23 protein-coding genes are annotated in these 24,402 nt (G+C 76.2%); 9 read left to right on the forward strand and 14 right to left on the reverse strand.

Going from position 1 to position 24,402, the window contains the following annotated elements:
- Window positions 1–61: 61 nt before the first annotated feature.
- From ACPU2J_RS02020 to ACPU2J_RS02035, 4 genes are all read right to left on the reverse strand, one after another.
- A complete protein-coding gene (locus ACPU2J_RS02020; protein WP_423832595.1) occupies window positions 62–454 on the reverse strand; it encodes a nuclear transport factor 2 family protein in 393 nt (130 codons plus the stop codon).
- Window positions 451–1,503, reverse strand: coding sequence for a cytochrome P450 (locus tag ACPU2J_RS02025; RefSeq protein WP_423832596.1), 1,053 nt, complete (start codon window positions 1,501–1,503; stop codon window positions 451–453). Before ACPU2J_RS02025 ends, ACPU2J_RS02020 begins: the two co-directional genes overlap by 4 nt.
- A complete protein-coding gene (locus ACPU2J_RS02030) occupies window positions 1,500–1,751 on the reverse strand; it encodes a hypothetical protein (protein ID WP_423832597.1) in 252 nt (83 codons plus the stop codon). The genes ACPU2J_RS02025 and ACPU2J_RS02030 overlap by 4 nt, the downstream gene beginning before the upstream one ends.
- A 132-nt stretch (window positions 1,752–1,883) precedes the next feature.
- On the reverse strand, window positions 1,884–3,113 hold the full coding sequence (locus ACPU2J_RS02035) for a hypothetical protein (RefSeq protein ID WP_420082005.1): 1,230 nt from the start codon (window positions 3,111–3,113) through the stop codon (window positions 1,884–1,886).
- Window positions 3,114–3,257: 144 nt separating this feature from the next.
- On the opposite strand from ACPU2J_RS02035, the gene ACPU2J_RS02040 reads away from it, so the two are divergent.
- Both ACPU2J_RS02040 and ACPU2J_RS02045 read left to right on the forward strand, forming a co-directional pair.
- A complete protein-coding gene (locus ACPU2J_RS02040) occupies window positions 3,258–3,956 on the forward strand; it encodes a 4'-phosphopantetheinyl transferase family protein (RefSeq protein WP_423832598.1) in 699 nt (232 codons plus the stop codon).
- A 21-nt stretch (window positions 3,957–3,977) separates the two neighbouring features.
- Window positions 3,978–4,484, forward strand: coding sequence for a GNAT family N-acetyltransferase (locus tag ACPU2J_RS02045; RefSeq protein ID WP_389072541.1), 507 nt, complete (start codon window positions 3,978–3,980; stop codon window positions 4,482–4,484).
- A gap of 29 nt (window positions 4,485–4,513) precedes the next feature.
- On the opposite strand, the gene ACPU2J_RS02050 is transcribed toward ACPU2J_RS02045, so the two are convergent.
- From ACPU2J_RS02050 to ACPU2J_RS02080, 7 genes are all read right to left on the reverse strand, one after another.
- Window positions 4,514–6,274 (reverse strand): thiopeptide-type bacteriocin biosynthesis protein, encoded by a 1,761-nt coding sequence (locus ACPU2J_RS02050; protein WP_423832599.1) that lies wholly within the window; start codon window positions 6,272–6,274, stop codon window positions 4,514–4,516.
- A 58-nt stretch (window positions 6,275–6,332) separates the two neighbouring features.
- Window positions 6,333–8,267, reverse strand: coding sequence for a TOMM precursor leader peptide-binding protein (locus ACPU2J_RS02055; protein WP_423832600.1), 1,935 nt, complete (start codon window positions 8,265–8,267; stop codon window positions 6,333–6,335).
- Window positions 8,264–10,171 (reverse strand): hypothetical protein, encoded by a 1,908-nt coding sequence (locus ACPU2J_RS02060; RefSeq protein ID WP_423832601.1) that lies wholly within the window; start codon window positions 10,169–10,171, stop codon window positions 8,264–8,266. The genes ACPU2J_RS02055 and ACPU2J_RS02060 overlap by 4 nt, the downstream gene beginning before the upstream one ends.
- Window positions 10,168–11,391: a lantibiotic dehydratase C-terminal domain-containing protein gene (locus ACPU2J_RS02065; protein WP_423832602.1), complete on the reverse strand. Its 1,224-nt coding sequence runs from the start codon at window positions 11,389–11,391 to the stop codon at window positions 10,168–10,170. Before ACPU2J_RS02065 ends, ACPU2J_RS02060 begins: the two co-directional genes overlap by 4 nt.
- Window positions 11,388–14,162 carry a hypothetical protein gene (locus ACPU2J_RS02070; RefSeq protein ID WP_423832603.1) on the reverse strand — a complete coding sequence of 925 codons (2,775 nt, stop codon included), beginning with the start codon at window positions 14,160–14,162 and terminating at the stop codon, window positions 11,388–11,390. The genes ACPU2J_RS02065 and ACPU2J_RS02070 overlap by 4 nt, the downstream gene beginning before the upstream one ends.
- A gap of 186 nt (window positions 14,163–14,348) precedes the next feature.
- Window positions 14,349–14,543, reverse strand: a complete 195-nt coding sequence (locus ACPU2J_RS02075) for a thiazolylpeptide-type bacteriocin (protein ID WP_420081999.1) — start codon at window positions 14,541–14,543, stop codon at window positions 14,349–14,351.
- Between the two features lie 23 nt (window positions 14,544–14,566).
- Window positions 14,567–14,755: a thiazolylpeptide-type bacteriocin gene (locus tag ACPU2J_RS02080; RefSeq protein WP_365071801.1), complete on the reverse strand. Its 189-nt coding sequence runs from the start codon at window positions 14,753–14,755 to the stop codon at window positions 14,567–14,569.
- Between the two features lie 391 nt (window positions 14,756–15,146).
- On the opposite strand from ACPU2J_RS02080, the gene ACPU2J_RS02085 reads away from it, so the two are divergent.
- Both ACPU2J_RS02085 and ACPU2J_RS02090 read left to right on the forward strand, forming a co-directional pair.
- A complete protein-coding gene (locus ACPU2J_RS02085) occupies window positions 15,147–15,671 on the forward strand; it encodes a VOC family protein (protein WP_423832604.1) in 525 nt (174 codons plus the stop codon).
- 444 nt (window positions 15,672–16,115) lie between these two features.
- Complete coding sequence (locus ACPU2J_RS02090) at window positions 16,116–16,595, forward strand: phytase (protein WP_423832605.1); 480 nt, start codon at window positions 16,116–16,118, stop codon at window positions 16,593–16,595.
- Window positions 16,596–16,740: 145 nt separating this feature from the next.
- Here ACPU2J_RS02090 and ACPU2J_RS02095 read toward each other — a convergent pair whose 3' ends face one another.
- Window positions 16,741–17,205: a hypothetical protein gene (locus ACPU2J_RS02095; protein ID WP_420081996.1), complete on the reverse strand. Its 465-nt coding sequence runs from the start codon at window positions 17,203–17,205 to the stop codon at window positions 16,741–16,743.
- Between the two features lie 500 nt (window positions 17,206–17,705).
- Here ACPU2J_RS02095 and ACPU2J_RS02100 point away from each other — a divergent pair, with 500 nt between their 5' ends.
- Together ACPU2J_RS02100 and ACPU2J_RS02105 are read left to right on the forward strand one after the other, a co-directional pair.
- Window positions 17,706–18,116, forward strand: coding sequence for a GNAT family N-acetyltransferase (locus ACPU2J_RS02100; protein ID WP_423832606.1), 411 nt, complete (start codon window positions 17,706–17,708; stop codon window positions 18,114–18,116).
- 119 nt (window positions 18,117–18,235) lie between these two features.
- Window positions 18,236–18,790, forward strand: a complete 555-nt coding sequence (locus ACPU2J_RS02105; protein ID WP_420081994.1) for an HPP family protein — start codon at window positions 18,236–18,238, stop codon at window positions 18,788–18,790.
- Window positions 18,791–18,872: 82 nt separating this feature from the next.
- Here the strand turns inward: ACPU2J_RS02105 and ACPU2J_RS02110 are convergent, their stop codons facing one another.
- Window positions 18,873–20,333 carry an amidase gene (locus ACPU2J_RS02110; RefSeq protein WP_420081993.1) on the reverse strand — a complete coding sequence of 487 codons (1,461 nt, stop codon included), beginning with the start codon at window positions 20,331–20,333 and terminating at the stop codon, window positions 18,873–18,875.
- A 197-nt stretch (window positions 20,334–20,530) separates the two neighbouring features.
- On the opposite strand from ACPU2J_RS02110, the gene ACPU2J_RS02115 reads away from it, so the two are divergent.
- The 3 genes from ACPU2J_RS02115 to ACPU2J_RS02125 all read left to right on the forward strand — a co-directional run bounded on the left by ACPU2J_RS02115 (window position 20,531) and on the right by ACPU2J_RS02125 (window position 23,417).
- A complete protein-coding gene (locus ACPU2J_RS02115; RefSeq protein WP_420081992.1) occupies window positions 20,531–21,124 on the forward strand; it encodes a PadR family transcriptional regulator in 594 nt (197 codons plus the stop codon).
- 185 nt (window positions 21,125–21,309) lie between these two features.
- Window positions 21,310–23,034 carry an acyl-CoA dehydrogenase family protein gene (locus ACPU2J_RS02120; protein ID WP_423832607.1) on the forward strand — a complete coding sequence of 575 codons (1,725 nt, stop codon included), beginning with the start codon at window positions 21,310–21,312 and terminating at the stop codon, window positions 23,032–23,034.
- Window positions 23,035–23,204: 170 nt separating this feature from the next.
- Window positions 23,205–23,417: a hypothetical protein gene (locus ACPU2J_RS02125; protein WP_423832609.1), complete on the forward strand. Its 213-nt coding sequence runs from the start codon at window positions 23,205–23,207 to the stop codon at window positions 23,415–23,417.
- Window positions 23,418–23,434: 17 nt separating this feature from the next.
- Here ACPU2J_RS02125 and ACPU2J_RS02130 read toward each other — a convergent pair whose 3' ends face one another.
- Window positions 23,435–24,352, reverse strand: a complete 918-nt coding sequence (locus tag ACPU2J_RS02130) for a LysR family transcriptional regulator (RefSeq protein WP_423832610.1) — start codon at window positions 24,350–24,352, stop codon at window positions 23,435–23,437.
- Between the last annotated feature and the right edge of the window lie 50 nt (window positions 24,353–24,402).

Consider the following 24,402-nt stretch of genomic DNA (forward strand, 5'->3'; position numbering starts at 1 on the left):
GCCCGGGGGCGCCGGAGTTCGGCGCGGGGGCCCGGTCATGTGCCCCCGCCTCCTGTACGAGTCACTTCGCGACCCCGAGGTTCCCGTCGTCGGGGTGGCCGCTGAGCAGGAGGGTGGTTTCGTCGACGCGGCGGAACCGGCCGTCGGGGGACATCTCGGCGAAGAGGTGGACCTCGATCCGGGCGGTGCGGCCGTTGTGCTGGGTGACGGTGACGGTGTGCCGGTCGGCGTAGCGCAGGCCGTCGCGGAGTTCCTCGTGCACCTCTATGTGGCCGCTGAGGATCAGGGAGCGCAGGTGGGTGATGTGCTCGGCGAAGGAGGCGCGGTCGCTCCAGACTCCGTTGGTGCGCTGGCGGTAGTCGGGGGTGAAGTGCCGGTCGAGGGCTTCGGTGAGATCGGTGCCCGGGGCGAAGAGCAGGTCGTTGAGGGCGCGGGTGATGTCGGTCGGTGTCATCTCGTTCTCGCCTGGTGAGTGGGGGGTCTGGTGGGGAGGGCTGCGGGGACGGGCGCGGGGACGGGGGTCGGGACGGGGGTGAATTCGAGCGGGAGGGCGACCGGGCCCCGGGTGTACAGCCCGGTCTCCCGGTAGGCGGCGTCCGGGCTGTGCCGGACCCCGTCGAGCAGGGGCAGGAGCATCGCGGCGACGGTCTCGATCTCGGCGCGGGCGAAGGCGGCGCCCACGCACTGGTGGAGTCCGCTGCCGAAGGCGAGGTGCTGGGCGGCCGCGGTGAAGGACCGGGCGGTGCCGAGGTCGGGGCGGTGGAGGTCGAAGGTGTCCGGGGCGGTGAAGGCGTCGGGGTCCCGGTTGGCGGCACCGATCATGCAGAAGACGGTGGCGCCCGCCGGGACGCGGACCCCGCCGAAGAGGGTGTCGCGTTCCGCCCGCCGGGGGATCAGCTGGACCGGCGGGGTCAGGCGCAGGGTCTCGGCGACGGCGGCGGGGAGCAGGTCCGGGTCGCGGCGGACGGCGGCCAGCTGCGCGGGGTGGTCGATGAGGTGCTTGAAGAGCAGGGCGAGGGTCTTGTCCGCGGGCTCCGCGGCGGCGACCAGGACGTTGAGGATCAGCGCGGTGACGTCCCGGTCGCTCATGGCCACGCCGTCGAACTCGGCCGCGCACAGCCTCGACACGAGGTCCTCGCCGGGGTCGCGCCGGCGCTCCTCGATGACGGGGAGGAGGTAGGCCTCCAGCTGTTCGGCGCAGTCGAGGCAGTGGCGGCGGCGTTCGGGGGTGAGGGTGATCGAGGTGATGAACTCGGCGATGCCGTGGTGCCAGGCGGCTATCCGCCGCCAGTCCCTCTTGTCCAGCCCGAGGACGTCGAGGGTCACGTGGACGGCGAAGGGCCTGCCGAAGTCGTTGACCAGGTCGATGCGGCCCAACGGGAGGAAGGGCGCGAGGAGTTCGGCGGCGTTGGAGCGGATGGCGCGCACCTGATCCTGGAGGGCACGGCCGGTGAAGCCCCGTACGACGATCTTCCGTTTGGCGGTGTGCTCGGCGCCCGTCATCTGGGCGAGGACCCGGCCCGCATGACCGGTTCGGCGCGTTCCTGGAGCGTCGCGGTGCTGAAGGTGTCGTGGTCGGTGAGCACGCGTCTGACGTCCGCGTGGCGGGAGAGGAACCAGCTGTCGATCGAGGGTTCGTGGTGCACCGGGTCGTGCTCGCGCAGCCGGGCGAAGTGGCGGTAGGGGTCGGCCTCGAATCCCTCGGACAGGACACCGACTCCGCCGGCGGCCACGGGTACGGATTCGGGCATGATGGGGCCTCTCGGGGAGCGCGTCGCGCTGCGCGCGAGCGGGCGGGTGCCGGGGTTTCCCGCACCACCGACCGTTGGCCACAGGTTAACAACCCGCTTCGGGCGGGCCGTTGTCCCGAGCCCGCCGGGTCGTCAGCCGTGCAGGGCCGCACCGTCGCGGACGGCGGCGCGCAGCGCCTCCAGCCGCTGCTCGGTGAGCCGCAGGTGCTGCGGGTCGAACCGCGGCAGGGCGCGCAGCAGCTCCAGCAGGTCCGCCCCGGACGCGACGGCCCGTACGGGATCCTTCAGCCGGGTCCAGCAGTACAGCGCGCCCGCGGCCGCGTCGTGGACCTCGGGGGCAGCGGCGCCCTGACCGGCCAGTCTGGTGCGGACCGCTCCGGTCCACAGCGCCGTCGCCAGGTCGAAGTCCCCCGCCATCCGGGCCAGGTCGGCGCGGATCTCGGTGCAGCGGACGGCTTCCGGGGAGCCGGGGCCGCGGGTGTCCAGGACCTGCTGCTCCCAGGTGCGGGCGAGGGCCGCCGCCTCGGTGTGCAAGCCGCCGGTGGCCAGGGCGTGCAGCCGGGCCCGGGGGTCGGCCGGGCCGGTGTCCGGGGCGCCCGCGGAGGACGGCGCGTCCGCCGGGCCGGGCGCGGCGGGGGCGGTGGAACGGGCCGTGGCCGGCGCCGCGGCCGGACGGGTCTCCAGGTCGCGGGCGGTGGGCACGACCAGGGTGCCGGGGGCCGGCCCGGCCGCCCCCGCCGCGAGGGCGTGGAGCTGGACGTCGGCGGGCCGCACGGGGGCGCGGCGCAGCTGGTCGATCCAGTGGCGCGTGTAGCCGCTGACCGCGCCGTGGCCCGCCGCCGGGGCGGGCCCCTCGGGCGGGGCGACGACCCCGTACACGGCGGCTCCGGGCGGGTGGGGCAGGGTGCCGTACTCCCCCAGCAGCGGCCACGCCTCCTTGTCGGCGGCGAGGTCCACGAGCAGCGTGGTCGTCCCGGCGGGCCGGTCGCGCAGCTCGCCCGTGAGCCACTCCCAGGCCAGCGCCGTGTAGCGGACGGTGCCCGGTGTCGTCCCGGCGAGCGCCAGGTGGAGCCGTCGGCCGCGCCGGTCGGCGGTCAGCCGACCCGAGAGGTAGAGCAGCAGCGGACCGCGGGTGCCCGCCGCCGTCCGCAGCCGCGCGAGGACGGTGTTCGGGTCGCGGGCGCCGTCCAGGTACACGGTGTCGCTGGGCAGGTCGCTGCCGAGCAGCAGCGCGGCGGGAACCATCGCCAGGGCGGCGAGGTTGGCGCCGGGCGCGAGCCGTACGGTGCGGCGCCGCACCGCGGCGTCCCCGGCGATGAGCAGTACGTGCCCCCGCTGCTGCTCCGGTCCGTCGATGTGCATGAGCAGACGGTACTCACCCGGGCCGCCGCCGGGGCCCTCCCCCACGGGGCCGGGGGCACGGACCGGGGCCGGAGGGGTCCGGAGGGGGTCCGGAAGGGGGTGACGGCGGGGCGCTGCTCGTCGGCCTGGTCTACCCTCGGTCTGGTGATCGAGTACGTGAACCAACTCGGCGGCGGCGCACCGTCGACCGGTCCGCTGCCCGCGGGGGCCTCCGCCGTCGTCTGGTCGCTGGACACCACGGCCACCGACGTGGGCGGGCACCGGCTCCGGGACGCGGAGCGGGTGCTGGACGCCGAGGAGCGGGAACGGGCCTCGCGGATGGTGCGGCCGGGGCTGCGCGACCGGTACCTGGCCTCCCATCTGGGGCTCCGGATCCTCCTCGGCGGGTACCTCGGCGTGGCTCCGCGGGAGGTGGGGCTGATGCGCGAGGACTGCCCCTGCTGCGGCGAACCGCACGGCCGTCCCGCCGTGGTGGGCGGCGGCGTGCACTTCTCCCTGTCGCACAGCGGGGACCTGGCCTATCTCGCCTTCTCGGCGGTCCCGGTGGGCGTGGACATCGAGGAGATCCCGGGCGGGCAGACGGTGTCCGACGTGCTGTCCTCCCTGCACCCGGCGGAGACGGCCGAACTGGAGTCCCTGGCACCGGAGCTGCGGCCGGGGGCGCTCGGCCGCCTGTGGGCCCGCAAGGAGGCCTGCCTCAAGGCGGCCGGAACCGGGCTCGCCCTCGGGCTGACCGAACCGTACGTCGGGTCCCTCCCCGAGCCGGCGGCCGTTCCCGGCTGGAGCCTCACCGACCTTCCTGCGCCCGCCGGTTACGCGGCGGCCCTCGCCGTCGCCGGCTGACGGACGGCCTAGGCTGGGGCCATGTCAGCCATGATCAACCCGCAGCCGGACACCCTGAGGCTGGAGCCCGTCACCGCCGGCAACTTCGACGCGGTGTGCGCCGTACAGGTCCGCCCCGACCAGGCCCACCTCGTCTCCCCCGTGGTCAAGTCCCTGGCCGAGGCGTACGTCAACCCCGACGCGGCCTGGCCGCGGGCCATAGTGGACGGCGAGGAGGTGGTCGGCTTCGTCATGGCCTTCCTCGACATCGTCTGGGACCCGGCCGCGGACCCCGACGGCCGACGCAGCGGCATCTGGCGGCTGAACATCGACGCCGGGCGGCAGGGCAAGGGCTACGGCAGCTTCGCCGTCCGCGCCGTCACGGAGGAGCTCCGCCGCCGCGGCGCCGGGCTCGCGTACGTCACCTGGGAACCCGGCGCCGGCAGCCCCGAGCCCTTCTACCTCGGCCTCGGGTTCTCCCCCACCGGCGAGTCGAGCGGCGGGCAGCGCGTCGGTGTCCTCGCCCTGGAGCCGTCCGCGGCCCGGTGACGCGGCGCCGTGACACGGCGCGGCCGCGGTCAGCCGTCGTCCCGGTCGGGCCGGCGGCCCAGCGGCAGCAGGTACTGGAGCGGCTGGTCCGGGTCGCGCAGGCCGAGCAGTTCGTGGGCCAGGTCGTCGTGGAAGCCGCCCAGCGGGGTCCCGGCCAGGCCCAGGGCCGAGGCCGTGAGCAGCAGGGTCTGGGCGAGGTGGCCGGTCTCCAGCAGGCCCAGGCGCAGGGCGCGCAGCCCGTAGCGGCGGCGCAGCAGGCCGAGTTCGACGTAGAGGGCGAGCACGACCGGAGCCTGCGCGACGCCGATCCAGTCGGGGTCGGACGGAGGGCGCGAGAGGTACGTGGACAGCGCGGCGATGTCCTCGACCGGCGCCGCCGGACCCACCCGGCGCAGGGCGCGGCGCTCGGGAACGCAGTCGTAGGTACCGACTGGGAGCCCGGCCACGTCCAGGACGAGCAGGCGGACACGTGCCGTGTACAGGGCTCCCGCGCTCGGGTAGGGGCGCGGGGCCGGTCCGCGTGCCGGACCGTCGGGCAGCCCGTCTCCGCCGCGGCCGCTCCCGGCGAGGGAGTTCCACAGCAGCGTGCCCAGGGTGCCCGCGTCGAGGGGGCCCGTCAGCGCACCGCGCAGCGAGGCTCGGGCGCGCAGGGCGTCGCCGAGGGACACCTCGGGCAACGGGCCCTCCGGCAGCGGGACGTCGACGGCCGCGGGCCGGATCGTGGCGGGCTCCGCGGCGGGCCGGGCCCCGGTGGAGGCGGGCTCCGCGGCCGTCGTGGCCGGGCCGGGCAGCGGGCGCAGCGCCGAGTCCTCACCGCGGCCGATCTGGAACTTGCTGCGTTCCAGGTACTGCACGTCGGGCGCGGCGTGGCCCGGCGGGAAGAACCCGCCCGGCTCGCCGGTCTCCAGCAGAGTGCGTGCGGCCAGCCGGCACACGGCCCGTTCCTCGTCGGGGTTCACGCCCAACCGGTTGAGCAGCATGTGCAGTTGCGACCCCCAGACGCTCTCGCGGGCCGGCCCGTCCAGGCCGTCGAGGAGGGCGTCGGCCTCCCGGACCCGGTCCGCCCAGCGGACCAGCCACGCGGCCGCCGTCCGCGCCCGGAGCCGGTCGCGGAGGCCCGCGGCGCGCTCGCCCAGGACCGTGCGCTGCGCCGCGTGGACGGTGTTGACCCGGGTGTGGACGGCCGCTCCGGGCAGCAGCGGGACCTCGGTGACCCAGCGCCAGCCCGCCGCGTGGGCACGCAGCCAGCGCGCGCCGGCGAGCCGGTCCATGCCGAGGGCGTACGCCGTGGTGTGGGCCAGGTCGGCGGCGGCGGTGAGACGGGCCGCGGAGGCGTTCTCGGCGGGCAGGGCGCGCAGGGCGTCGAGGGCGGTCCGGGTGGAGGCGCCGAAGACCGCCTCCGCCACGGGCAGGGCCCGCGGTCCGCCGTAGCGCAGGGTCTCGGGCGCGTAGGGGACGGCACGGACCTCGCCGTGCCGAGAGGGCCAGGGGCCCGGTACGGGGGGCACCCGCCGGGCGGCCCGCTCCAGCAGCCCGGGCAGGTCCGTGAGCCGGGAGGGGGCGCCGCCGGTGGCGGTCCCGGTGGCACGGACCCGGATCCGGACGTGGGGGCCGTCCTGCCCGTAGCGGATGAAGAACCAGTCGGCGGCCTCGCCGGACGCGACGAGCGCGTCCAGGAGCGGGGCCGCGTCGGCGGTCAGGAAGCGGTCGGTGTCCTCGGTCCCGGCGTGCAGGAAGAGGTGGTGGCTCTGCCAGGTGCCGGCCGCGGTGCCGGTGGGGGTGGTCGTCACGTCGTCCGGTCCTCGTCGTCGTCATCGTCGTCGCGGGGTGGGTGCAGGAGAGGTCGGGTCAGGGGAAGGGGTGCGGGTGCAGGGGCAGTTCCTCGTGGCGCAGGGGCCGGTCGGTGCGGCCCAGCCGGTGCGGCACCTCCAGCAGCCGGGGCAGCCCCAGGGTGCGCCGGTTGACGTGCCCGAACGTCATCGCGAGCGCGCCGGGCACGATCGTCTTCACGCAGTGCAGGCCGAACCGCGCGCGCAGTCCCGGCTCGGACTGGTCCACGGTGATCACTTCCAGTCCGGCCCGCTCCAGCCGGTGCACCGTCCGGGTCAGGAGCCGGGAGAGGTCGGGCACCGGCGCGGGGGCTCCTGGCCAGGCCTCGGCGACCGTCACCTCGGGCGTGTCGGCGAAGAGGAACTCCGTGCGGGCGGCGGCCTCGGGCAGGGTGGCCAGTCCGACGTGGTCGTCCAGGCTCCGCACCCGCTCCGGATGGTCCAGCAGGGGACGCAGCCGCTCCGGGTCGCGCGGTCCGCCCTCGGCGAGGGAACGGTGGGGCGCCTCCAGGACGTTGGTGACCACCTCGGCGACCGCGGAGCGGACGGCGGCGAGCGGATCGTGGTGGGCGCCGGCCGCGAGGAACATCCGGGGCGCCGCCGGTTGCCCGCCCCGGTGCCGGCAGACCGCCAGGACGGCGGGGATCCCGAAGTCGTTGGTCGCGTCCAGGAGGCGGAGCCGGTAGCCGGCGGCCGCCGCCCGGTCGGCCAGCAGCAGGGTGTCGGTGTCGCCGTCCGGCAGCCGGACGCGCCGCAGCGGTGTGCCCGCGTACCAGGCCATGAGGAAGGCGTCGCGTTCCGCGACCTCGAACAGGCCGTACAGGGCGGCCTCTTCGGGGCTGTTGCCGAGACCGCAGCCGTTGGAGGACTCGTAGACCACGCGCGGCCGGTCCGGGCCGGGCACGTCCCAGTACGCGACGTGCTCGGGGACGGCGATCGGCCGGCGGCGGGTGAGGGACCAGCCCCGCACCCAGTGCAGCGGCAGGTCGGGGCTGTAGGGGACCGTGGACGAGGCGGGGTGGCCGTGGAAGGCGGGGTCGGGGAGGCCGAGGCGTGCCGGGTCCAGCGCCCGCTCGGGTCCCAGCTCGGCGAAGGAGGCCCGCAGGTCGGTGCGGCGGCCGGTCGGGCACATGCCCGCGTACCGTTCGACGGCCTCGAAGAGGGCGATGCGCTCGCTGTCGGGGAAGGTGCGGGCCCGGCCGTAGCCGCCGTCGTCGACGGTGCGGCCGTCCGTGACGACCGCCCCCGTGAGGCTGAACGCCGAGTCCGCGGAGCGGCGCAGCAGCCGGACCGGCCCGAACCGCTCGTCGTACAGCCCGTCCCGCAGCCGTGCGGCGGTCGTGCGGGTGTTGGGGCCGCGCAGCACGGCGGGGTCGGGCAGCGGACGCGGCCGCGAGGGCAACGGGTCGATCGGGGTGCCGGTGTCGGACGGCAGTGGGCGGCACACGTCGCAGCCGCCCACCGGCCGGACGTGGTGGGTGGACCAGGTGCCGCGACCCTGGTGGACGATGTGCACGACGGCCGCGTCCGGCGCACCGTCCGGGGCCGGATCGTCGAGGAGGTCCGCCACGAGGGCCAGGGCGGCCGGGGCCAGGGCCGGTGAGGGCACCCCGGCCAGGGTCAGACCTGGGCTGCGCCACGGGACCCGGCCGCCCGCGGTCGCCAGCCGCTGGTGCTCGGCGCACACGAGGCAGGCCGCGCCACCGGGCCGGAGCACCGGCCCGATCACCGTCAGCGCACCGTCGAGGCGGACCGGGACCAGGGTCACGGGCCGGCGCAGGGCGTGGCGGCTCAGCTCCTCGGCGAGGCCCAGGGTCCACCGGGTGAGCAGGACCGCGGCCCGGCCGGTGGTGGCGGCCAGCGCGGCGGCGGGATCCAGCACCGGGACGGCGGCGTGGGCCCCGTCAGCGGCAGGAGGGGCGGCGGACGCGGTGGCCGCGGCGGGGCGGGTCATCGGGCCTCCTCGGCGGTGCGCAGCACGGTGAACCCGAAGGCGCGCAGCACACCGGCGGGTTCCGGGTCGGATGCGCGGTCCGGCGCGTGGGCGGGCGGCCGGTCCGGCGGGCCCGCCGCCCCGACCGGGACCCCGGGGCCGCCGCAGGTCAGCCGCCGCAGGGTGCTCCGGAGGTCCTCCTCCCGCCCCGCCAGGTCGGCGAGCCAGCCGCCCGTCCAGCGGTGGTCCTCCCAGGCGGCCGTGCGCGCGGCGGCGGACGCCAGAGGGGCGACCGCACCGCCGGACGGGCGGGCCCCGCCCGCGGTGTCGGCAAGCCCGGTCGTACCGGCCCCCGCACCTGCCGGGGACCCGGATCCGGCCGTGACCACGGCGGTGACGGCGGCCAGCGCGGCGAAGGCGGCGGCATCGCCGGGGGTCGCCTCGATCCCCTCGCCGAGCACCGTCCCCGCGCCGTGGGCCGCGTCCCGCGGGGCGCGGCGGACCACGGCCCGGTAGGCCTCCGCGTGCGGGGCCAGCCGGTGCACCTCCGTCCGGGCGGCGGTGCCCAGCCGGTCGGTGAGGGTGGTCCACCAGTGGCGGTACTGCGGATGGGCGGACCACCGGGCGGGACCGACCGCGGTGCGGTGGTCCACCCGGCTGGCGTACCGGCGGGAGGCGAGGTGGCGCAGGAACCGGCCCAGGGCGTGCCCCGGATCGGCTCCGACGGTGAACGCGTCCTCCCCGAGGAGCAGTTCGGCGGCTCGGCAGAAGAGCTCCAGCCGGGCGAGGTCGAGCCGGGGCCCGCCGCCGGTCAGCGTGCGCGAGGTCGCGGGCGCTCCCCGCCGGGGGCCGGGCAGCGTACAGGCGGCGAGGGGGACGGGCAGCTGCGGCAGGTCCTCCGGCTCGGGTCCGGGCAGGGGCCCGCAGCGCCGCTCCCCCAGGGCGGCGATGCGTCGCATGGCCTCGTCCAGTACGGCCGGGGGCGCGAGGTCGGTGAGGCGGTCCGCGTCGATCCGGACGGGGCCGAGCCAGCTGTGGTGATCGGCGCGCGCGGGGCGGGCCTCGGCGAGGAGGACGGCGGGTATCCCGGGGAGCAGCCGCGGGTCCTCGCCCTCGGCGGCCGGGTCGGGCAGTCCGGCCGCGGCGCACAGCAGCCGGTGTGCGGCGGCGCCCGCCAGCAGGACGGGAAACGAGGCCGGGACCCCGCCGGAGCCCGGGGCCTTCCCGCGCTCGGCCCCGGCGGGTGGGGCTGCCCCGTCGAGCCGGGCCTCCAGGGCCACCGCGTCGGCGAGCGCCTGGGCGGCGCTGCCGGGGGCGGTGGCGTATCCGGTGCCGCCGACACACCCGGCCACGACTGCCCGGACGGCACCGGGGCCGGCACCGGGGCCCGGCCCGCGGACGGTCAGCAGGACCCGGTCGGCGGGCAGCGCCGCGTCGGCGGTGCGGGTGACGGGCAGGCCACCGGCCGCCAGGGCCCGTACGGCAGCGGACGCGAGCGGGGAGCCGGGGTCGCGGGCCAGGACCTCGGCCCGGGCGGCCGCGACGGCGGCGGCCGCGTCGGCGGGGTGCCGGGCCGTCGCGCCGAGCCAGCGTGCCACGGCCGGGTCCGCATCGGCGTCCGCGTCGGCGGCGGGCGGTGGCCCCGGGACGAGGAGGTCGTGTTCGGCGAGGCGGGCGAGCAGGGTGTCGACGGCGACGTGGAGGGCCGAGCCCGGTTCCAGTCCCTCCCGGAACGGGCCGAGGCCGCCGGAGCGCAGGGGTTCCTCCAGCAGGCCCCACACCACCGGAACGGCGGTGCTGCCCTCCAGGGTGACGCTGCCGCGCCTGCCGCGCAGGTGCAGCCCGGCGCGCAGCGGTGTGACGGCGGTGCCGGGCCGCAGCCGATCGGCCGGTGCGGCGGCCGCGCCGGTGTCCCGTGCCGTCATGTCCGTGCCTCCACCGCGTCGATGACGGCGCCGAGCTCGGTGCGCCAGTCGCATCCGGTCAGGGCGGGCACGGCGCGGACCACCAGGTGGGCGGCGAGGTAGCGCTCCAGCGGGCGGACGTCGCAGACGGTCAGCAGCCGGTAGAGGGCGTTGGTGCAGGCCCGGCCGACGAGGTAGTCGGGTCGGCTCCACATGCCGCCCTCCGGGTCGGCACGGCGCAGCAGGCGGTGGAACTCGCTGTAGCGGGTGCGGATGTCCTGGTTCCAGCGTTCGTACGCGGCCGCGTCACCGGTGGCGGCCGCCCGTTCCCGGTAGACGAGGGGGTGGCCGTGCAGGTCCGCGCCGGCGGCGTGGCGGTCGCCGGTCAGCTGCCAGGCCCTCCGCGAGAAGGCGGCCCAGTCCCGTTCCCAGTCCTCCGCTCCGCCGTCGCGGATGCGTCCGACGAGGGCGGTCACGGTGTCCCCGGCCCGTTCCGCGTGCCGTTCGAAGGCGGCGCGCAGTCTTCCGTCCGGGTCGTCGTGGAGGAGGAAGTCCTCCAGGTGCGAGACGTAGGACCAGTGGCCCCCGGCCAGGCCGCCGGGGTGGGCGCAGGCGTGGGCCGCGAGCGCGGACACCGCGAGGCGGAGCCGGGCCCGGTCGGTGTCCCCGTGCCCGCCGAGGAAACCGGCACCGGACCGCAGGGCGTCCAGGCCGGTGTGCAGCAGGTCCTCCCGCAGGGCGGTCCCGTCCGCTCCGAGGAGTCCGCGTACGGAGGTGCGGTCGACGGGCTCGATCCGGACCGTGTTGTCGGGGACGACCGGCCCGTAGGGCGGGGCGAGGAGTTCGGCCCGCCCCGCCTCCGCGGCCCGTTCGAGGAGTTCGGCCTCGGTGAGGTCGCCCTGCGAGGGGTGGGCGTGCACCCAGGCGCGCAGGGTCCGGGCGGCGGCCTCGGCGGTGTCCGCGACGGCGGCGGCGTCGGTGCCCCGCAGGCGCAGCCGCAGGTGCGGGCCGTGCAGCCAGTGCCGCTCCACGTGGGCGGTGCTGCCGGCGGCGGTCGCGGCGGCCGCCGCCGGCAGCATCGCCCCGCGCAGCAGGGGGGCCTTGACCGGCTGGTGGTAGTAGGCGACGACGTCCAGGGCGGCGTGGTCGCGCGGGTCTCCCCCCGCGGTCGCTCGTGGTTCGGGGGGCGGCATGTCCGGCACGGTCCTCTCCTGCTGCTGACGGTTCGGCGGGCGGGTCATCGCGTGCGTCCTTCCCGGTGGACCTCCAGGACGAGTTCGACGGCGCGGGAGGGCGTGCCCCGGCCGCCGGGGGCGGGCAGGGCCTCTTCGAGGACGACGCCGTCGGGGTGCCGGGACAGCCATCGGGCCAGGCAGCGCAGGTGCAGGGCGTTGCCGAGGTCGACGAAGTGGGGTTTGGGGCGGGCCAGCCGGCCGAGGAAGTCCTCGGCGGCCCGGCCGGTCGGGGCCGCGGCCACCGGGTGCAGGAAGAGCTGCTCGGGCAGGCCGAGCAGGGCCCGCCACGTGGAGGCGGCGGCCGCCGGGACCCGGCCCGGCACGGTGTCGGCGGCGAGGTCGGCGCGCAGCCGGGCCACGACGCCGGACGGCAGCAGCCAGCGGCGGCGCTGGAGGACGACGTGCCGGTGCCGGAGCCGGGAGCCGACGGTGACCCTGCCGCCCGGTGCGGCCAGGGCCCGGCGGGGGGCGAGGGGCCGGAAGTCGACGACCCCGGCCGGGTGGTCGCCGAGGTGGGCGGCGATGCGGGTGGGCAGCAGCACGGGGGCGAGGAAGCCGGGGTAGAGCACGTCGAGGGGTTCGCCGGTGCTCCGCAGGCACATCCGGACCTGGTCGGTGGCCTCGTCGTGGACGAGTTCCAGGTCGGCCTCGGCGAGGGGGGTGCGGTTCCGGTCCGGGCCGATCTCGTCGGGGACGAGCAGCGGGTGGAGGTTGGCGTTGAAGCCTCCGACGGGGCGGATCTGGGCGGCGCGGGCGCCAAGGCCGAGGCCGCGCCGGACGTCCCGGGCGACCGCGTCGGTGGCGCGGGGGTCCAGGAAGTCGAGGAAGCGGCTGGTGAACCGGCCCCAGCCGCCGTAGACGTGGTTGACGGCCAGCAGTCCGCCGGGATCCCGCTGGAGGAAGTAGGCGTAGCTCAGGGGCCGTTCGACGATGCCGGCGGGCAGCCGCTCCCCGAGGGTCTCGAGGAGGTCCGGGGGCAGCAGCACCTCGTCGGGGGCGGCGTCGGCGTGCGGGAGGAGGCCGCTGTCGTGCTGCGGGTCGCCGGCCGGGGCCCGGACGGCGTCCGCGAGTGCGGCGGCGAGTTCGGCGCGCAGCCGGGCCAGCGGCGCGGTCCCGCTGGGGAAGGAGTCCCGGTCCGCGGGGTCGAGGAGGGCGATCCGGCCGGCGGACTCCCAGGCGGCGGTGACGTCGGCACCGAACTCCCACGGGTGGGCGCAGCGGCCGCCCGCACCGTAGCGCGCGACGAAGCGGTCCCGGACGCCGCGCCGGACCAGGTGGCCGAGGTCGAAGAGTTCGGCGAGTGCGGTGACCTCGCCGAGCGCTTCGTGGTCGTGGGCTTCGAGGAAGCCGTCGAGTGCCAGGGGGTGCGGGGCGACCACGTCCTCGGACAGGACCGTCAGCGGGGCGGAGGCGGTGGGGACGGGCCGGCCGGCGGCGGCCAGTTCCTCGGACCAGCGACGGGTGAGGTAGGTGAGCCGGGCGGGCCGCTCGGCGGCGGGCAGGGCGGCGAACCCGCCGGTCATCCTGGCGAGTTCGGTGATCCGTTCGGCGCGGTCGGCGTCCTCGGGGTGGCCGGGCGCGAAGGACCGCACCCAGGTGGCGAGTCGGTCCAGGGGATCGGGGTCCTGCGGGGGTACGGGGTCCTGCGGGACGAGGAGTCCGGCCCGTACGAGCCGGTCGAGGAAGGCGGCGGCCGCCTCGCCACCTGCGGCCGCTTCGCCTCCGGTGGCGCCGGTGCCCCGGGGCGCGCCCGCGGTGGAGAGCGCGGCGGCCAGACGGTGCGTCAGCTCCGCCAGTGGTACGGGGTCCTCCGCGAGTCGGGTCAGCAGGCGCAGCGCGCCGCCGTCGGCCACCTCGGCCTCGTCCTCGCCGGGTACGAGGTAGCGGCCGCCGGCGAAGGAGGGCCGGCTGCGCGAGTAGGCGGCCCGGCCGTCGCGGGTGCGTGCGGTGCTGGTGATGCGGTGGGGCCGGGCGGTGCGCCGGTGCGGGGCGTCGAGGAGGGCGAGGGCCAGCGCGGTGGTCAGGGTCCGGTTGACGCGTACGACGGAGCGCAGGGGGCCGCCCTCGAACAGCGACACCGAGCCCCAGCAGGCCACCGGGCGGGCCCGGCCGCCTGCGGGGGGATCGGCCAGCGGCCCCCAGCCGACCGCGGTGAACCACGACAGCGGGCTGGTCTTGGTGCTGGCCCGCAGGGCGTACCGCAGCACGCCGGGCTCCTCCTTGCGGGACCGGCGGTCGGCCGCGCCGGAGGCGGCCCGCTCCACGGCATGCAGGAGGTCCGCGCTGGTCAGGGCGGTCGCCTTGGCGAGGGCGGGCTCCGAGCAGAGGGCCGCGAGGGCCGCGCGCTCGGCGTCGAGGGCGGGGGCCGCGGCGGCGTCGAGGGCCGTGAGCAGGGTGTCGCGGTCCGCGCGCAGGGTGAGCCAGGCCCGGAGCCGGGGCAGGCGGGCGGGCAGGTCGGCGAGGCGTGCGAGTACGACGGGCCGGGGTTCGCGGCCGTTGTGCAGGGCCCGGCGCAGCGGCAGGACCACGTCGCGGTGGAAGTCGGCGCCGTGCCCGTCGCGGGCGGCGTACAGGTCGTCGCAGAGGGGGCCGACGGTGGCGGCCAGCGCGGTGTCGTTCCGGTGCAGGCGGGCCAGCAGCTCCCGGTAGGCGGCCGCGGCCGGGTGCTGTGCGGGGTGGGCGAGCACGGTGGCCCGGACCAGCGCGTGGGATGCGGACCGGACCCGGTAGCCGTCGGGGCCGGGCGTGGGGTGCGGCTGCGCCTGCTGCTGCGGCATCGGTTCCCGTCCTGTGGTGGGGCCGGCACGGACTTCCCGCCGCGCGGGGCACGGCGGGAAGCGTTCTGCCGAGCGGTCGTACGGGGTGGTTCAGTGCTTCGGCGGTTCGGCCGTGCGGTGGTGCGGTGGATCAGCGGTGCGGTGGATCAGCCGTGCCCGGGGGCGCGGTGGTGCGTCCGGGACCCGCTACAGCGGGAGTTCCGGCAACTGCGGGTGGGCGCAGGACGACGAGCCGCAGGAGCACGAGCTGCCGCCGTTGGACGCCCCGCCCTCGGGGAGGGCGATCGTGTCCCGCATGGAGGTCACGGTGAGCTCGCCCAGGTCGAGATCGAGGTCGAGGTCGCCGAGGTGTGGGTCTGAAGCCCGTACAGCGTCGGACATGGGGGTTTCCTCTCGTGTGGGGATCAGGCCAGGGGGGTGACGGAGTCGTGCGGCTGGGCGCAGGACGAGGACCCCTGGCAGGAGCAGGAGCCCCAGGACGCGCCGCCCTCGGGCAGGGCGGGGGTGTCCCGCATCGAGGTGACGGTGAGGTCGCCGAGGTCGAGCTCCAGGTCCTGGAGGTCGAATTCAGGGGTGTGTGCGGTGTCGGACATGGGTGTCTCCCGAGAAGTGGAAGCGGAAAGCCGAAGGTGCACTGAACGTCCGCCCGCAGGCCGGATCGTCGGAAAGCATCGCGAGGCCGCCGGGAAAGCGGCAAGCGCACGGCATTTCCCCCCACGACTCGACCAAGTCCCTTTCGACTTGCCCGTGTCGTCGCCGGCCGGGGCCGGCATGGGGTCCGATCCGGCCGACGTTCCGGCCGCGCCCCAGTATTCCTCCGGGCCGCTAGAGCCCCGCCGGAGAACGAACCCTTTCCGCGCCGCCGCTCCTGAGGGGGCCACGGCCGAAAGGGAGGGGGCCTCCCGGGCGATCGAGGACAGCAGCTGTCCTCCTTGCGTCCTAGGGTCGTCACGTCACGAGAAACCTCATGAGGGGACGAGACCGATGAGCCAGAACGCGCCCGAGGGCTACACCAGCGTCGCACCGTGGGTGGTCACCGACGACACCGGAGCCCTGCTCGACTTCATCGCCGCCGCGTTCGGCGGCGAGGAAATCTCGCGGGTGCCGGTCGAGGACGGCACCATCGGGCACGGCGAGATCCGCGTCGGCGACACGGTGGTGCTGGCCTTCGACCGGCGGCCCGACTGGCCGGTGATGCCCTCGCTGCTGCGGGTCTACGTGCCCGACGCGGACACCGCGGTGGCGGCCGCGGTCGAGCACGGGGCACAGGTGATCACCGAGTGCGCCGACAGCGCGTGGGGGGACCGTGGTGGCCGGGTGCGGGATCCGTTCGGCAACATCTGGTGGGTGACGAGCCGGGTCGAGGACGTCCCACCGGACCGGGCCTGGGAGCGCATGTCGGAGCCGAAGTACGCCGACGCGATGCGTGCGGCCCAGGAGACGCTGGACGCCGCCCTGAGCGGCCGGGAGAAGGGGGTGGCGAGCGCCCCGCGGCGCCCAGCCTCCTGATCCCTTTTCCCCTGTCCGCCGACAAAGCCCACGACGCGCCTGTCGGCGGCTGTTCTCACGTGAAGTCGGAACAGCGGAAAACTCCGCGGGCGCCGCGCTTTCCGGCCGGTTCTGCGGCAATCCGCATATCGGCGACCGGCCGGGCGGCGAAGCCCCGGCAGGCCGAAAAGGAATGCCGGGTGCCGCACGGCCCCTTCACGGAATCCAGAACTCCGGAATCACGAACCCCTTCCCTCCCCCTCTGCACCCGACGCCCCGGGAATGGGGCCTCAGCAGAATGGCCGGGGCCCCGGTCCGGCGGACGGTTCAACTGCCGTTCACGTCGCGCTCGCCGGGGCGCCCCACCCTCCTTGGCGTCGGTCGCCCGATCGCAGGGAAGCCAGTGTCGTCCTTCACCTCCTGCGTCCGGCCACGCTGCCGGCCGCCGACCTCGCCCTGCTGGCCGTGCCCGCCACCCCCGCGGCGGCGGCCGCGTCCGTCCCGGTGTCCGTGACCGCCACCGTGGAGACCGCGCCGGTCTCCCACAGCGGTGACGCGGCCGACGACCCCGTCGTCCGGGTCCACCCGACCGACCCCGCCCGGTCGGTCGTCGTGGCGACCGACAAGAAGGGGACGCTGGAGGTGTACGACATGACCGGCGCCCGGATCCAGCGCGTCGGCGGAGACCACGGCGACTACGTCGACTTCACCGTCTACGACCGCACCGGCCGCGCCCACCTCGGCCTGCTCCATCCGGAACGGCGGCCCCGGCATCGTCGGCACCCAGCCGCGGGCGAGGGCGGCGCGGATGCCGTCGGCCACCTGGCGCGGCAGCACGGGAACGGCCGGGACACACAGCCAATTGCCGGCGTGCGTGTGGCGGGTGGTGACGACCGCTACGGCGCCGGAACTCCCGGCGCGTTCGACCGCGTAGGTGACCGGTGACCGGGCGAGGCCCCGGTCGTAGGTCGGCCGGCCGCGCAGTCTGCACCGGTACTCGACGCCGTCGACGGTGATGGGCCGAGAGCCTTTTCCCGGCAGTGCCACGTCCTGGTCCCTTCCCTCGAGGGAGCCGGTCCGCGCGGCCGGCTCAGTGGTGGTCGGGGTGCAGCAGGGCGGCTGCCTCCGTGACGAAGGCGGCGGCGGCCTCCTTGGCGGCGCGCCGCAGCGTGTCCAGTTCCGCGCGGTCCGTGGCCCGGCGCAACGCGTACGTGGCGTCCGCCGCCTCCTGGGCGGGCCCGGACAGTCCGGGGACCAGGACCTGGAGGCGGACGTGGGGCGCGGTGATCGCCGAGCGGGTGTCGTGCGACCTCGTCTGGGCCTCCATCAGGTGCTCGGCCCCGGCGTCCTCCAGGGCCAGCCGCTCCCGGTGGAACATCGCCGAGCGGTGCGCGTCCAGGGCGGCCGCGAACTCCGTGACGGCGCCCAGCTGGTCCTGGCGGTGGCCGTCGGCCCGCGCTTCGGCGCGGGCGGCGCGGGCGGCCCGGTGCTGGAGCAGCCCCGCGGTGAGCGCGCCGGCGAGGGTGCCGAGGACCGCGATGATCGATGCCCACATGGAGCGTGGCCCGTCCTCTCGGTGGGCCCGCCCTCCCCGGGCGGGCGCGGTGGAAGGGGACGCCGCCGCGCGGGACGGGCGCCGCGCGCCCGCCCGTGATCGTTCCCCCTCCGATCTCGTCGCAGCATAGCAACGGCCGCCTGTCGCAAGGCCGGACGGCCGGACGGCCGGACAGGAGCGGGCCCCCGGAGGCCGGCGGGATCCGCACGGTCGCCGCCGTCCCGCGCACAAAGCGATGGCGCCGCGGGACACGGCGTCGAGAATCGGCGGATGAGCGCGAGCGAAGTGGAGCTGTCCGACGGGACCATCACGCTGCGTCCCCTGTCCCCCGGAGGACGCGGAGGCGCACCTCGCCGGGGAGGACGAGCTGCTCGTCCGTTGGCTGAACGGCAGTCCCGGCACGCTGGAGGGTGTCGTCGCCTACTTCCGGTACTGCCGGGAGCAGTGGGACACCGCGGGCTTCGCTCTGCGCGTTCGGCATCCGGGCGGGCACCGACGCGGTGCTCGCGGGCACGGTCGACGTGCGGTTCGAGGGCGCGGGCCTGCTGCCCGGCCAGGTGAACCTCGCCTACGGCCTTCATCCGGCCTGGCGGGGGCGTGGTCTGGCCACCCGGGCGGTCCTCCTGGCAGCCCGGTACGCCGCCCGTGAGGGCGGGGCCCAGGCGGTGATCCAGGTGGACCGGGACAATCCCGCGTCCGCCGCGGTCGCCCGGCGGGCGGGGTTCACCCCCGCCGCACCGGTGCCGCGCGCCGACGGCGCGCCCTTCGACCGGTACGTACGGGAGCTGCGCGCCGCGGCCCCACGCGTCCGACGGCTCCTGCGTTCCGGACCTCCCGGCCCGTCCCGTTCCCGCACGGGCCGTCGTGCGACCTCCCCGAAGCCGTCCGGCAGGGGCCGTACAGGGTCGTAACGGACGTCCCCGGCTCCCTCCTCGGCCGTGCCGCGCCCCGTCCCGGCAATGACCTGCCCGGCGCCCCTGCCCTGCCTGCCCCCGGCCCGCCCCGGCCGCCCGTACCGGAAACGCGACACATGAGCACCAACGCGGCGCTGTGCCCCGAGCCCCCGCCTGCCCCTGCCCCCACCGCTGCGGCGCCACCCGCGCCCGGCCGGCCCCCCGCCCGGCCCACCCCCGCCGCCGCGCTGCACAGCATCGCGGCGGCGACCACCGTCCTGCTGGCCCTCGTCGCGATCGGCGCAATGCTCCACGAGCCGGTCCTGATACCTCCGCTCGCCGCCAGCGCCGCCCTCGTGCACAGCGCCCCGACCCTGCCGCTCGCCCAGCCGCGCAGTGTGATCGTCGGGCACCTCGTGGGCAGCGCCGTGGGCTACGCCGTGCTCGCGGCGGCGGGCAGCAGCGGCTGGGCGGCGGCCGTCGCGGCCGGCCTGACGCTCGCCGTCACCATGGCCGCCCGTACCCCGCACTCGCCGGCGGTCGCCACCGCCGTGATCGTCGTCCTTCAGACGCCCGCCCCGGAGCGGTTCGTGCCGCTGCTGTTCGGTTCGACCGTGCTGCTCGTCCTGACCGGGTACGCAGCCTCCCGCATCCGCCGCACGGCACCGAGGTACCCCGCCTACTGGTGGTGAGGGCCCGCCGGCCCGTGCCGCCGCCGGGCCCCCGTCGCACTGGGGCCCGGCGGAGGGAACGGTCCGGGGCGGCCGTTCCCGGTCACGCGACCGGGACGTCCGGGCGCCACTGCGCCCACGGCCGGGCCTCTTCCAGCTGCGCGGCCACCCGCAGCACGCTCACCTCGTCGTCCCGCCGGCCCACGAGCTGCACGGCGAGCGGGAGCCCGTCCTCGCCGCGGCCCGCCGGTACGGAGGCCGCAGGGTGCCCGGTCACGTTCCACAGCGCGGTGTAGGCGACCATCGGGCGGGAGCGGGCCAGCGCGGTCAGCAGTCCGGCGCCGTCCAGCGCGCCCACCCGGCGCGGGCGCTCGGCGATGACCGGCGTCAGCAGCAGGTCCATGGTGGTGAACATCCGGTCCACCCGGTCCGCCAGCCGCTCCCCCGCGGCGATGCCGCGTTCCACGGCCGACTCGGGGACCAGCCGGGCCAGCGCGAGGGTGCTGCGGGTGCGCCGTTCCAGGAGCCCGGGGTGTTCGACGGCGGCGGCCTCCGCCCGGACGCCCCCGCAGAACTGGGCCGCGAACGGTGCGGTCGCGTCCGGGTAGCGGGGGTGCACCTCGCGCACGTCGTGCCCCAGCTCGCGCAGCGCCCGTACGGTCTCCAGCAGTGCCCCCACGTGCTCCGGATGCGGCCGCACCCCGGGGACGGCGGGCTTCGCGGAGTAGCCGATGCGCAGCCGGCCGGGCGGGGTCTCGAGGGCCGTGACCCAACTGGTGGCGGTGGGGCGGGCGCTCCAGCGGTCGGTGGGGGTGGTGCCCGCGAGGACGTCGTAGAGGAGCGCGGCGTCACCGACGGTGCGGGTCAGCGGCCCGATGGTGCCGAGGGCGTACCAGAGGTGGGGGGTCGGGGCGGTGGAGACCCGGCCCCGCTGCGGCTTGAGGCCGAAGAGCCCGCAGCAGGCGGCGGGGATCCGGATGGAGCCGCCGCCGTCCCCGCCGAGGGCCGCGCCGACCAGTCCGGCCGCGACGGCGGCGGCACTGCCGCCACTGGATCCGCCGGGGGTGCGCGTGGTGTCCCAGGGGTTGCGGGTGTGCCCGTGGGCGGCGGACTCGGTGAAGGGCCACTGGCCGAACTCGGGCATGGCCGTCTTGCCGATGACCACGGCTCCGGCCGCACGCAGGCGGCGCACCGCCTCGGAGTCGGCGGTGACGGGGGTGCGATTGGCGGAGCCGCCGAAGGTGGTTACCTGGCCGGTCAGGTCCAGCTCGTCCTTGACCGCGACGGGCACGCCGTGGAGGGGGCCGAGGGGTTCCTGCGCGTCCCGCGCGTCGGCCTCGGCGAGGGCCTGCTCGGCGAGGACCACGCGGAAGGCGCCGAGGGCGGGGGCGAGCCGTGCGGTGCGGCGCAGGGCTGCCTCGACCAGGGCGCGGGAGCTGGTCTTCCCGGTGCGCACCAGTTCGGCCTGGCGCGCGACCGTCTGGAACATCGTCTCCGCGTCCTCCCGGTCCTGTTCCGGTCGTCGCCCGTCGCCGTCCCGCAGACCGTTCCTGTTCCCGTCCACCGACACCGTTCCCTCCCTTACCGCACGGTAACTCCCGGGCCAGGCTGGTCCCCCGCCGCCCGCGCGTCAAGCGCACCGCGGAGATCCGGCCGCGGGCCGGACCCTGCGGGGTCCGGTCCCGAGCCCGGCGGGTGAGCCGCGTCTCACCTGACCTCCGCCGCTTGTCCGTGCAACGAGTTGCATAGCAGGATCACGGCATGGCCCTCGAACACGCGATCCTCGTCTCCCTCCTGGAGAAGCCGGGCTCCGGCTACGAACTGGCGCGCCGCTTCGACCGGTCCATCGGCTACTTCTGGACCGCCACCCACCAGCAGATCTACCGGGTCCTCGGGCGCATGGTCGGCGAGGGGGCGCTCACCGTCCGCGAGGTCGCGCAGCAGGGCCGGCCGGACAAGAAGGAGTACGCGGTCGCCGATCCCGGTCGCGCCGTGCTGGCCGGGTGGCTGCAGGAGCCGATCGAGCCCGAGACCCTCCGGCACGACCTCGCCGTGAAGATCCGCGGGGCGGCCTTCGGCGACCCCGCCTCCCTGATCCGCGAGGTCGAACGCCACCACGCGGCGCACAGCGACCGCCTGGCCCGCTATCTCGCCGGGGAACTGCGCGACTTCACCGGGCCCGACGCACCGAGACCGCTCGACACCGGTCAGGAGCTCCAGCACGTGGTGCTGCGCGGCGGCATCGCCCAGGAGCGGATGTCGATCGCCTGGCTCGAGGACGTCCTCGCCACCCTCCACCGGCTCACGGAGCCTGCGGCCGGTGCGCCGGAGGACTCCGCCACGCCCGCCGCCTGACCCCGGCCCCGGCCCCGCCGCGCCACCGGCGGTGCGCCCACGGCGCCGCCGTGCGGGCACACCGCACCGCCACCACCGCGTTCCTCCCCGCGCACCACCCGCACCACCCGCACCCCGTACGGCTCGTACCGCTCGCACCGCACGTACCGCTCGCCCGACTCCCACCCCTCGGAAGGTGAATGGCCATGGCCGACCCCCTGCTGTTCCACCCGCACACCTACGACCCCGCGCACTTCGACGCGGAGACCCGGCGGCTGCTGCGCGCCACGGTCGACTGGTTCGAGGCGCGCGGCAAGCAGCAGCTCATCGAGGACTACCGCTCGCGTGCCTGGCTGGCCGACTTCCTCGCGTTCGCCGCGAAGGAGGGCCTGTTCGCGACGTTCCTGACGCCGGCCTCCGCCGTGGGCGAGGACGGTCCGGACAAGCGCTGGGACACCGCGCGCATCGCCGCCCTGAACGAGATCTTCGGCTTCTACGGCCTGGACTACTGGTACGCCTGGCAGGTCACCATCCTCGGCCTCGGCCCGGTCTGGCAGAGCGAGAACGCCGCCGCCCGCACCCGCGCCGCCGAACTCCTCTCCGAGGGCGAGGTGTTCGCGTTCGGCCTCTCCGAGAAGACGCACGGCGCCGACATCTACTCCACCGACATGCTGCTGGAGCCCGACGCCGACGGCGGCTTCCGCGCCACCGGCTCCAAGTACTACATCGGCAACGGCAACGTCGCCGGCCTCGTGTCCGTCTTCGGCCGCCGCACCGACGTCGAAGGCCCCGACGGCTACGTGTTCTTCGCCGCCGACAGCCGCCACCCGGCGTACTCGCTCGTCAAGAACGTCGTCGACTCCTCCAAGTTCGTCAGCGAGTTCCGCCTCGACGGCTACCCGGTGCGCGCCGAGGACGTGCTGCACACCGGCCGGGCCGCCTTCGACGCCGCGCTGAACACCGTCAACGTCGGCAAGTTCAACCTGTGCACCGCCTCGATCGGCATCTGCGAGCACGCGATGTACGAGGCCGTCACGCACGCCCACAACCGGATCCTGTACGGCCGTCCGGTCACCGCCTTCCCGCACGTGCGCCGCGAGCTGGCCGACGCGTACGTCCGGCTGGTCGGCATGAAGCTGTTCAGCGACCGCGCCGTGGACTACTTCCGCTCGGCCGGGCCCGACGACCGCCGCTACCTCCTCTTCAACCCGATGACGAAGATGAAGGTGACCACGGAGGGCGAGAAGGTCATCGACCTCATGTGGGACGTCATCGCGGCGAAGGGCTTCGAGAAGGACAACTACTTCGCGCAGGCGGCCGTCGAGATCCGCGGGCTGCCGAAGCTGGAGGGCACGGTCCACGTCAACCTGGCGCTGATCCTGAAGTTCATGCGCAACCACCTGCTGGAGCCGGCCGAGTACGCGCCCGTGCCGACCCGGCTGGACTCGGCCGACGACGAGTTCCTGTTCCGTCAGGGACCGGCCCGCGGGCTGGGCTCCGTACGCTTCCACGACTGGCGTCCGGCCTACGACGCGTACGCGGCCGTGCCCAACGTCGCCCGCTTCCGCGAACAGGCCGACGCGCTGGCCGAGTTCGTGGCGACCGTCGCCCCCGACGAGCAGCAGAGCCGGGACCTCGACTTCCTGCTGTCGGTGGGCCAGCTGTTCGCGCTGGTGGTGCACGGCCAGCTGATCCTGGAGCAGGCGCGCCTGACCGGCCTCGACGAGTCCGTGCTCGACGAGCTGTTCTCCGTCCTGGTCAGGGACTTCTCCGGCCACGCCGTCGAGCTGCACGGCAAGGACTCCGCCACCGTGGCGCAGCAGGAGTGGGCGCTGGCCGCGGTGCGCCGCCCGGTGGTCGACGAGGACCGCTCGGCCCGTGTCTGGGCCCGTGTGGAGGCGCTCGCCGGGGCGTACGAGATGGCCCCGTAGCCGGACCGGACGCGCTCGCGGCGGCCCGTACGACGCCCTCGTACGGGCCGCCGGCGGCATTCGGGTGACGGCGCGTCGTGTCGGGCCGCCGGGTGGCGGCCCGCCCGGGATGCTGGGGCGCGCGGCGGCGCGGAAGCCGCCGTACCCCGCATCGCGAGAAGGAGTACGGCATGCCGACGGACCAGGTCGGGCGTTTCCTCGCGGCTCTGGACCCGCAGCACCGCGAGGCCGTCGCCCAGCGGTCCCCCGAGGAGCGGGAGCGGCTCGCCTCCGCCTGGGAGCGGGAGCTGGAGTCGGACGCCGAGCTCGACACGCTCGACGAGCTGTCACCGCCCGCGGCGGAGGCCGAGGCGGCCCGCAGGGTGATGGAGCGCGAGGGCTGAACCGCGGGACTCGCCGGTCAGGACGGACCGGGGTGCGCGGTGGCCGTGCGGGTCGCGGCGAACTCCGCCGCGAGGTCCTCGCACAGCGGCGCCGCGGCCGGGTGCGGGGCGTGGACCGGTGTGATCGCGTAGACGCCGCGGGTGGGGGGATCCACGAGGGCGACCGTGGTGACATCCGAGCGCAGTGCCCCGGTGAGGACGCCCGGGACCAGGGCGACGGCGTGGCCGGTCGCGACCAGGGCCGTCTTGCCGGGCAGGTCGGCCGCGGCGAGGTCGATGCGGACCTCGGCGCCGGCGCGTGCGGCGTGCCGGCGCAGCAGCTGCGCGGAGCCCTCGTTGTCCTCGGCCCAGGTCTCGTCCGCCAGCTCCCGCAGGGACACCGGCCCCTGCCCGGCGAGCCGATGTCCTGCGGGCAGGGCCACGACCATCTCGTCCGTGCCCAGGAAGCGCCGTGCCACGCGCGGATGGTCCGCGAGGCCCGGGGGTGCGTCGGTGACGACGGCGAGGTCCAGCTCTCCGGCCACCACCCGGTCGTGGAGCCGTGCGCTCAGTGCGGGTGACAGGCTCCAGCGCACGGGACCGGTCCGGTCCAGCAGGGTGCGGATCGCGGCCGGGACGATCCCGGCGGCCAGGGAGGGCGTCGCGCCCACGGCCAGCGGCCGGTTCGCCGCGCCGTCGCGTGCCTCCCGTACGGCGCGCACGGCACGGTCCGCCTCGTTGAGGGCGATGAGCGCGTGGTGGCGGAACACCTCCCCGGCCTCCGTGGCACGGACCCCGCGCGCATGGCGCCGCACCAGCGGCACACCGAGCTGCCGTTCCAGGCCGGCGATCTGCCGGGAGACCGCCGACTGGGTGTGTCCGAGCTCGGCCGCGGCCGCCGACAGCGATCCGAGCCGGCACACCGTCACGAAAGTCCGCCACACCGTCAGGTCCATGCCGCCAGTATGACCTGGAGATATGCGGGGTCCGCAGTGGGGGACTGCGA

The organism is Streptomyces manipurensis, from assembly GCF_049570255.1.
GTDB lineage: Bacteria > Actinomycetota > Actinomycetes > Streptomycetales > Streptomycetaceae > Streptomyces > Streptomyces manipurensis.

What these genes read in the sequence shown, in the direction of transcription:
- ACPU2J_RS02020 (WP_423832595.1), bottom strand. Translation starts at nt 454, where the DNA reads ATGACACCGACCGACATCACCCGCGCCCTCAACGACCTGCTCTTCGCC.
- ACPU2J_RS02025 (WP_423832596.1), bottom strand. Translation starts at nt 1,503, where the DNA reads ATGACGGGCGCCGAGCACACCGCCAAACGGAAGATCGTCGTACGGGGC.
- ACPU2J_RS02030 (WP_423832597.1), bottom strand. Translation starts at nt 1,751, where the DNA reads ATGCCCGAATCCGTACCCGTGGCCGCCGGCGGAGTCGGTGTCCTGTCC.
- ACPU2J_RS02035 (WP_420082005.1), bottom strand. Translation starts at nt 3,113, where the DNA reads ATGCACATCGACGGACCGGAGCAGCAGCGGGGGCACGTACTGCTCATC.
- ACPU2J_RS02045 (WP_389072541.1), top strand. Translation starts at nt 3,978, where the DNA reads ATGTCAGCCATGATCAACCCGCAGCCGGACACCCTGAGGCTGGAGCCC.
- ACPU2J_RS02055 (WP_423832600.1), bottom strand. Translation starts at nt 8,267, where the DNA reads ATGACCCGCCCCGCCGCGGCCACCGCGTCCGCCGCCCCTCCTGCCGCT.
- ACPU2J_RS02060 (WP_423832601.1), bottom strand. Translation starts at nt 10,171, where the DNA reads ATGACGGCACGGGACACCGGCGCGGCCGCCGCACCGGCCGATCGGCTG.
- ACPU2J_RS02065 (WP_423832602.1), bottom strand. Translation starts at nt 11,391, where the DNA reads ATGACCCGCCCGCCGAACCGTCAGCAGCAGGAGAGGACCGTGCCGGAC.
- ACPU2J_RS02070 (WP_423832603.1), bottom strand. Translation starts at nt 14,162, where the DNA reads ATGCCGCAGCAGCAGGCGCAGCCGCACCCCACGCCCGGCCCCGACGGC.
- ACPU2J_RS02075 (WP_420081999.1), bottom strand. Translation starts at nt 14,543, where the DNA reads ATGTCCGACGCTGTACGGGCTTCAGACCCACACCTCGGCGACCTCGAC.
- ACPU2J_RS02080 (WP_365071801.1), bottom strand. Translation starts at nt 14,755, where the DNA reads ATGTCCGACACCGCACACACCCCTGAATTCGACCTCCAGGACCTGGAG.
- ACPU2J_RS02085 (WP_423832604.1), top strand. Translation starts at nt 15,147, where the DNA reads ATGAGCCAGAACGCGCCCGAGGGCTACACCAGCGTCGCACCGTGGGTG.
- ACPU2J_RS02095 (WP_420081996.1), bottom strand. Translation starts at nt 17,205, where the DNA reads ATGTGGGCATCGATCATCGCGGTCCTCGGCACCCTCGCCGGCGCGCTC.
- ACPU2J_RS02105 (WP_420081994.1), top strand. Translation starts at nt 18,236, where the DNA reads ATGAGCACCAACGCGGCGCTGTGCCCCGAGCCCCCGCCTGCCCCTGCC.
- ACPU2J_RS02115 (WP_420081992.1), top strand. Translation starts at nt 20,531, where the DNA reads ATGGCCCTCGAACACGCGATCCTCGTCTCCCTCCTGGAGAAGCCGGGC.
- ACPU2J_RS02120 (WP_423832607.1), top strand. Translation starts at nt 21,310, where the DNA reads ATGGCCGACCCCCTGCTGTTCCACCCGCACACCTACGACCCCGCGCAC.
- ACPU2J_RS02125 (WP_423832609.1), top strand. Translation starts at nt 23,205, where the DNA reads ATGCCGACGGACCAGGTCGGGCGTTTCCTCGCGGCTCTGGACCCGCAG.
- ACPU2J_RS02130 (WP_423832610.1), bottom strand. Translation starts at nt 24,352, where the DNA reads ATGGACCTGACGGTGTGGCGGACTTTCGTGACGGTGTGCCGGCTCGGA.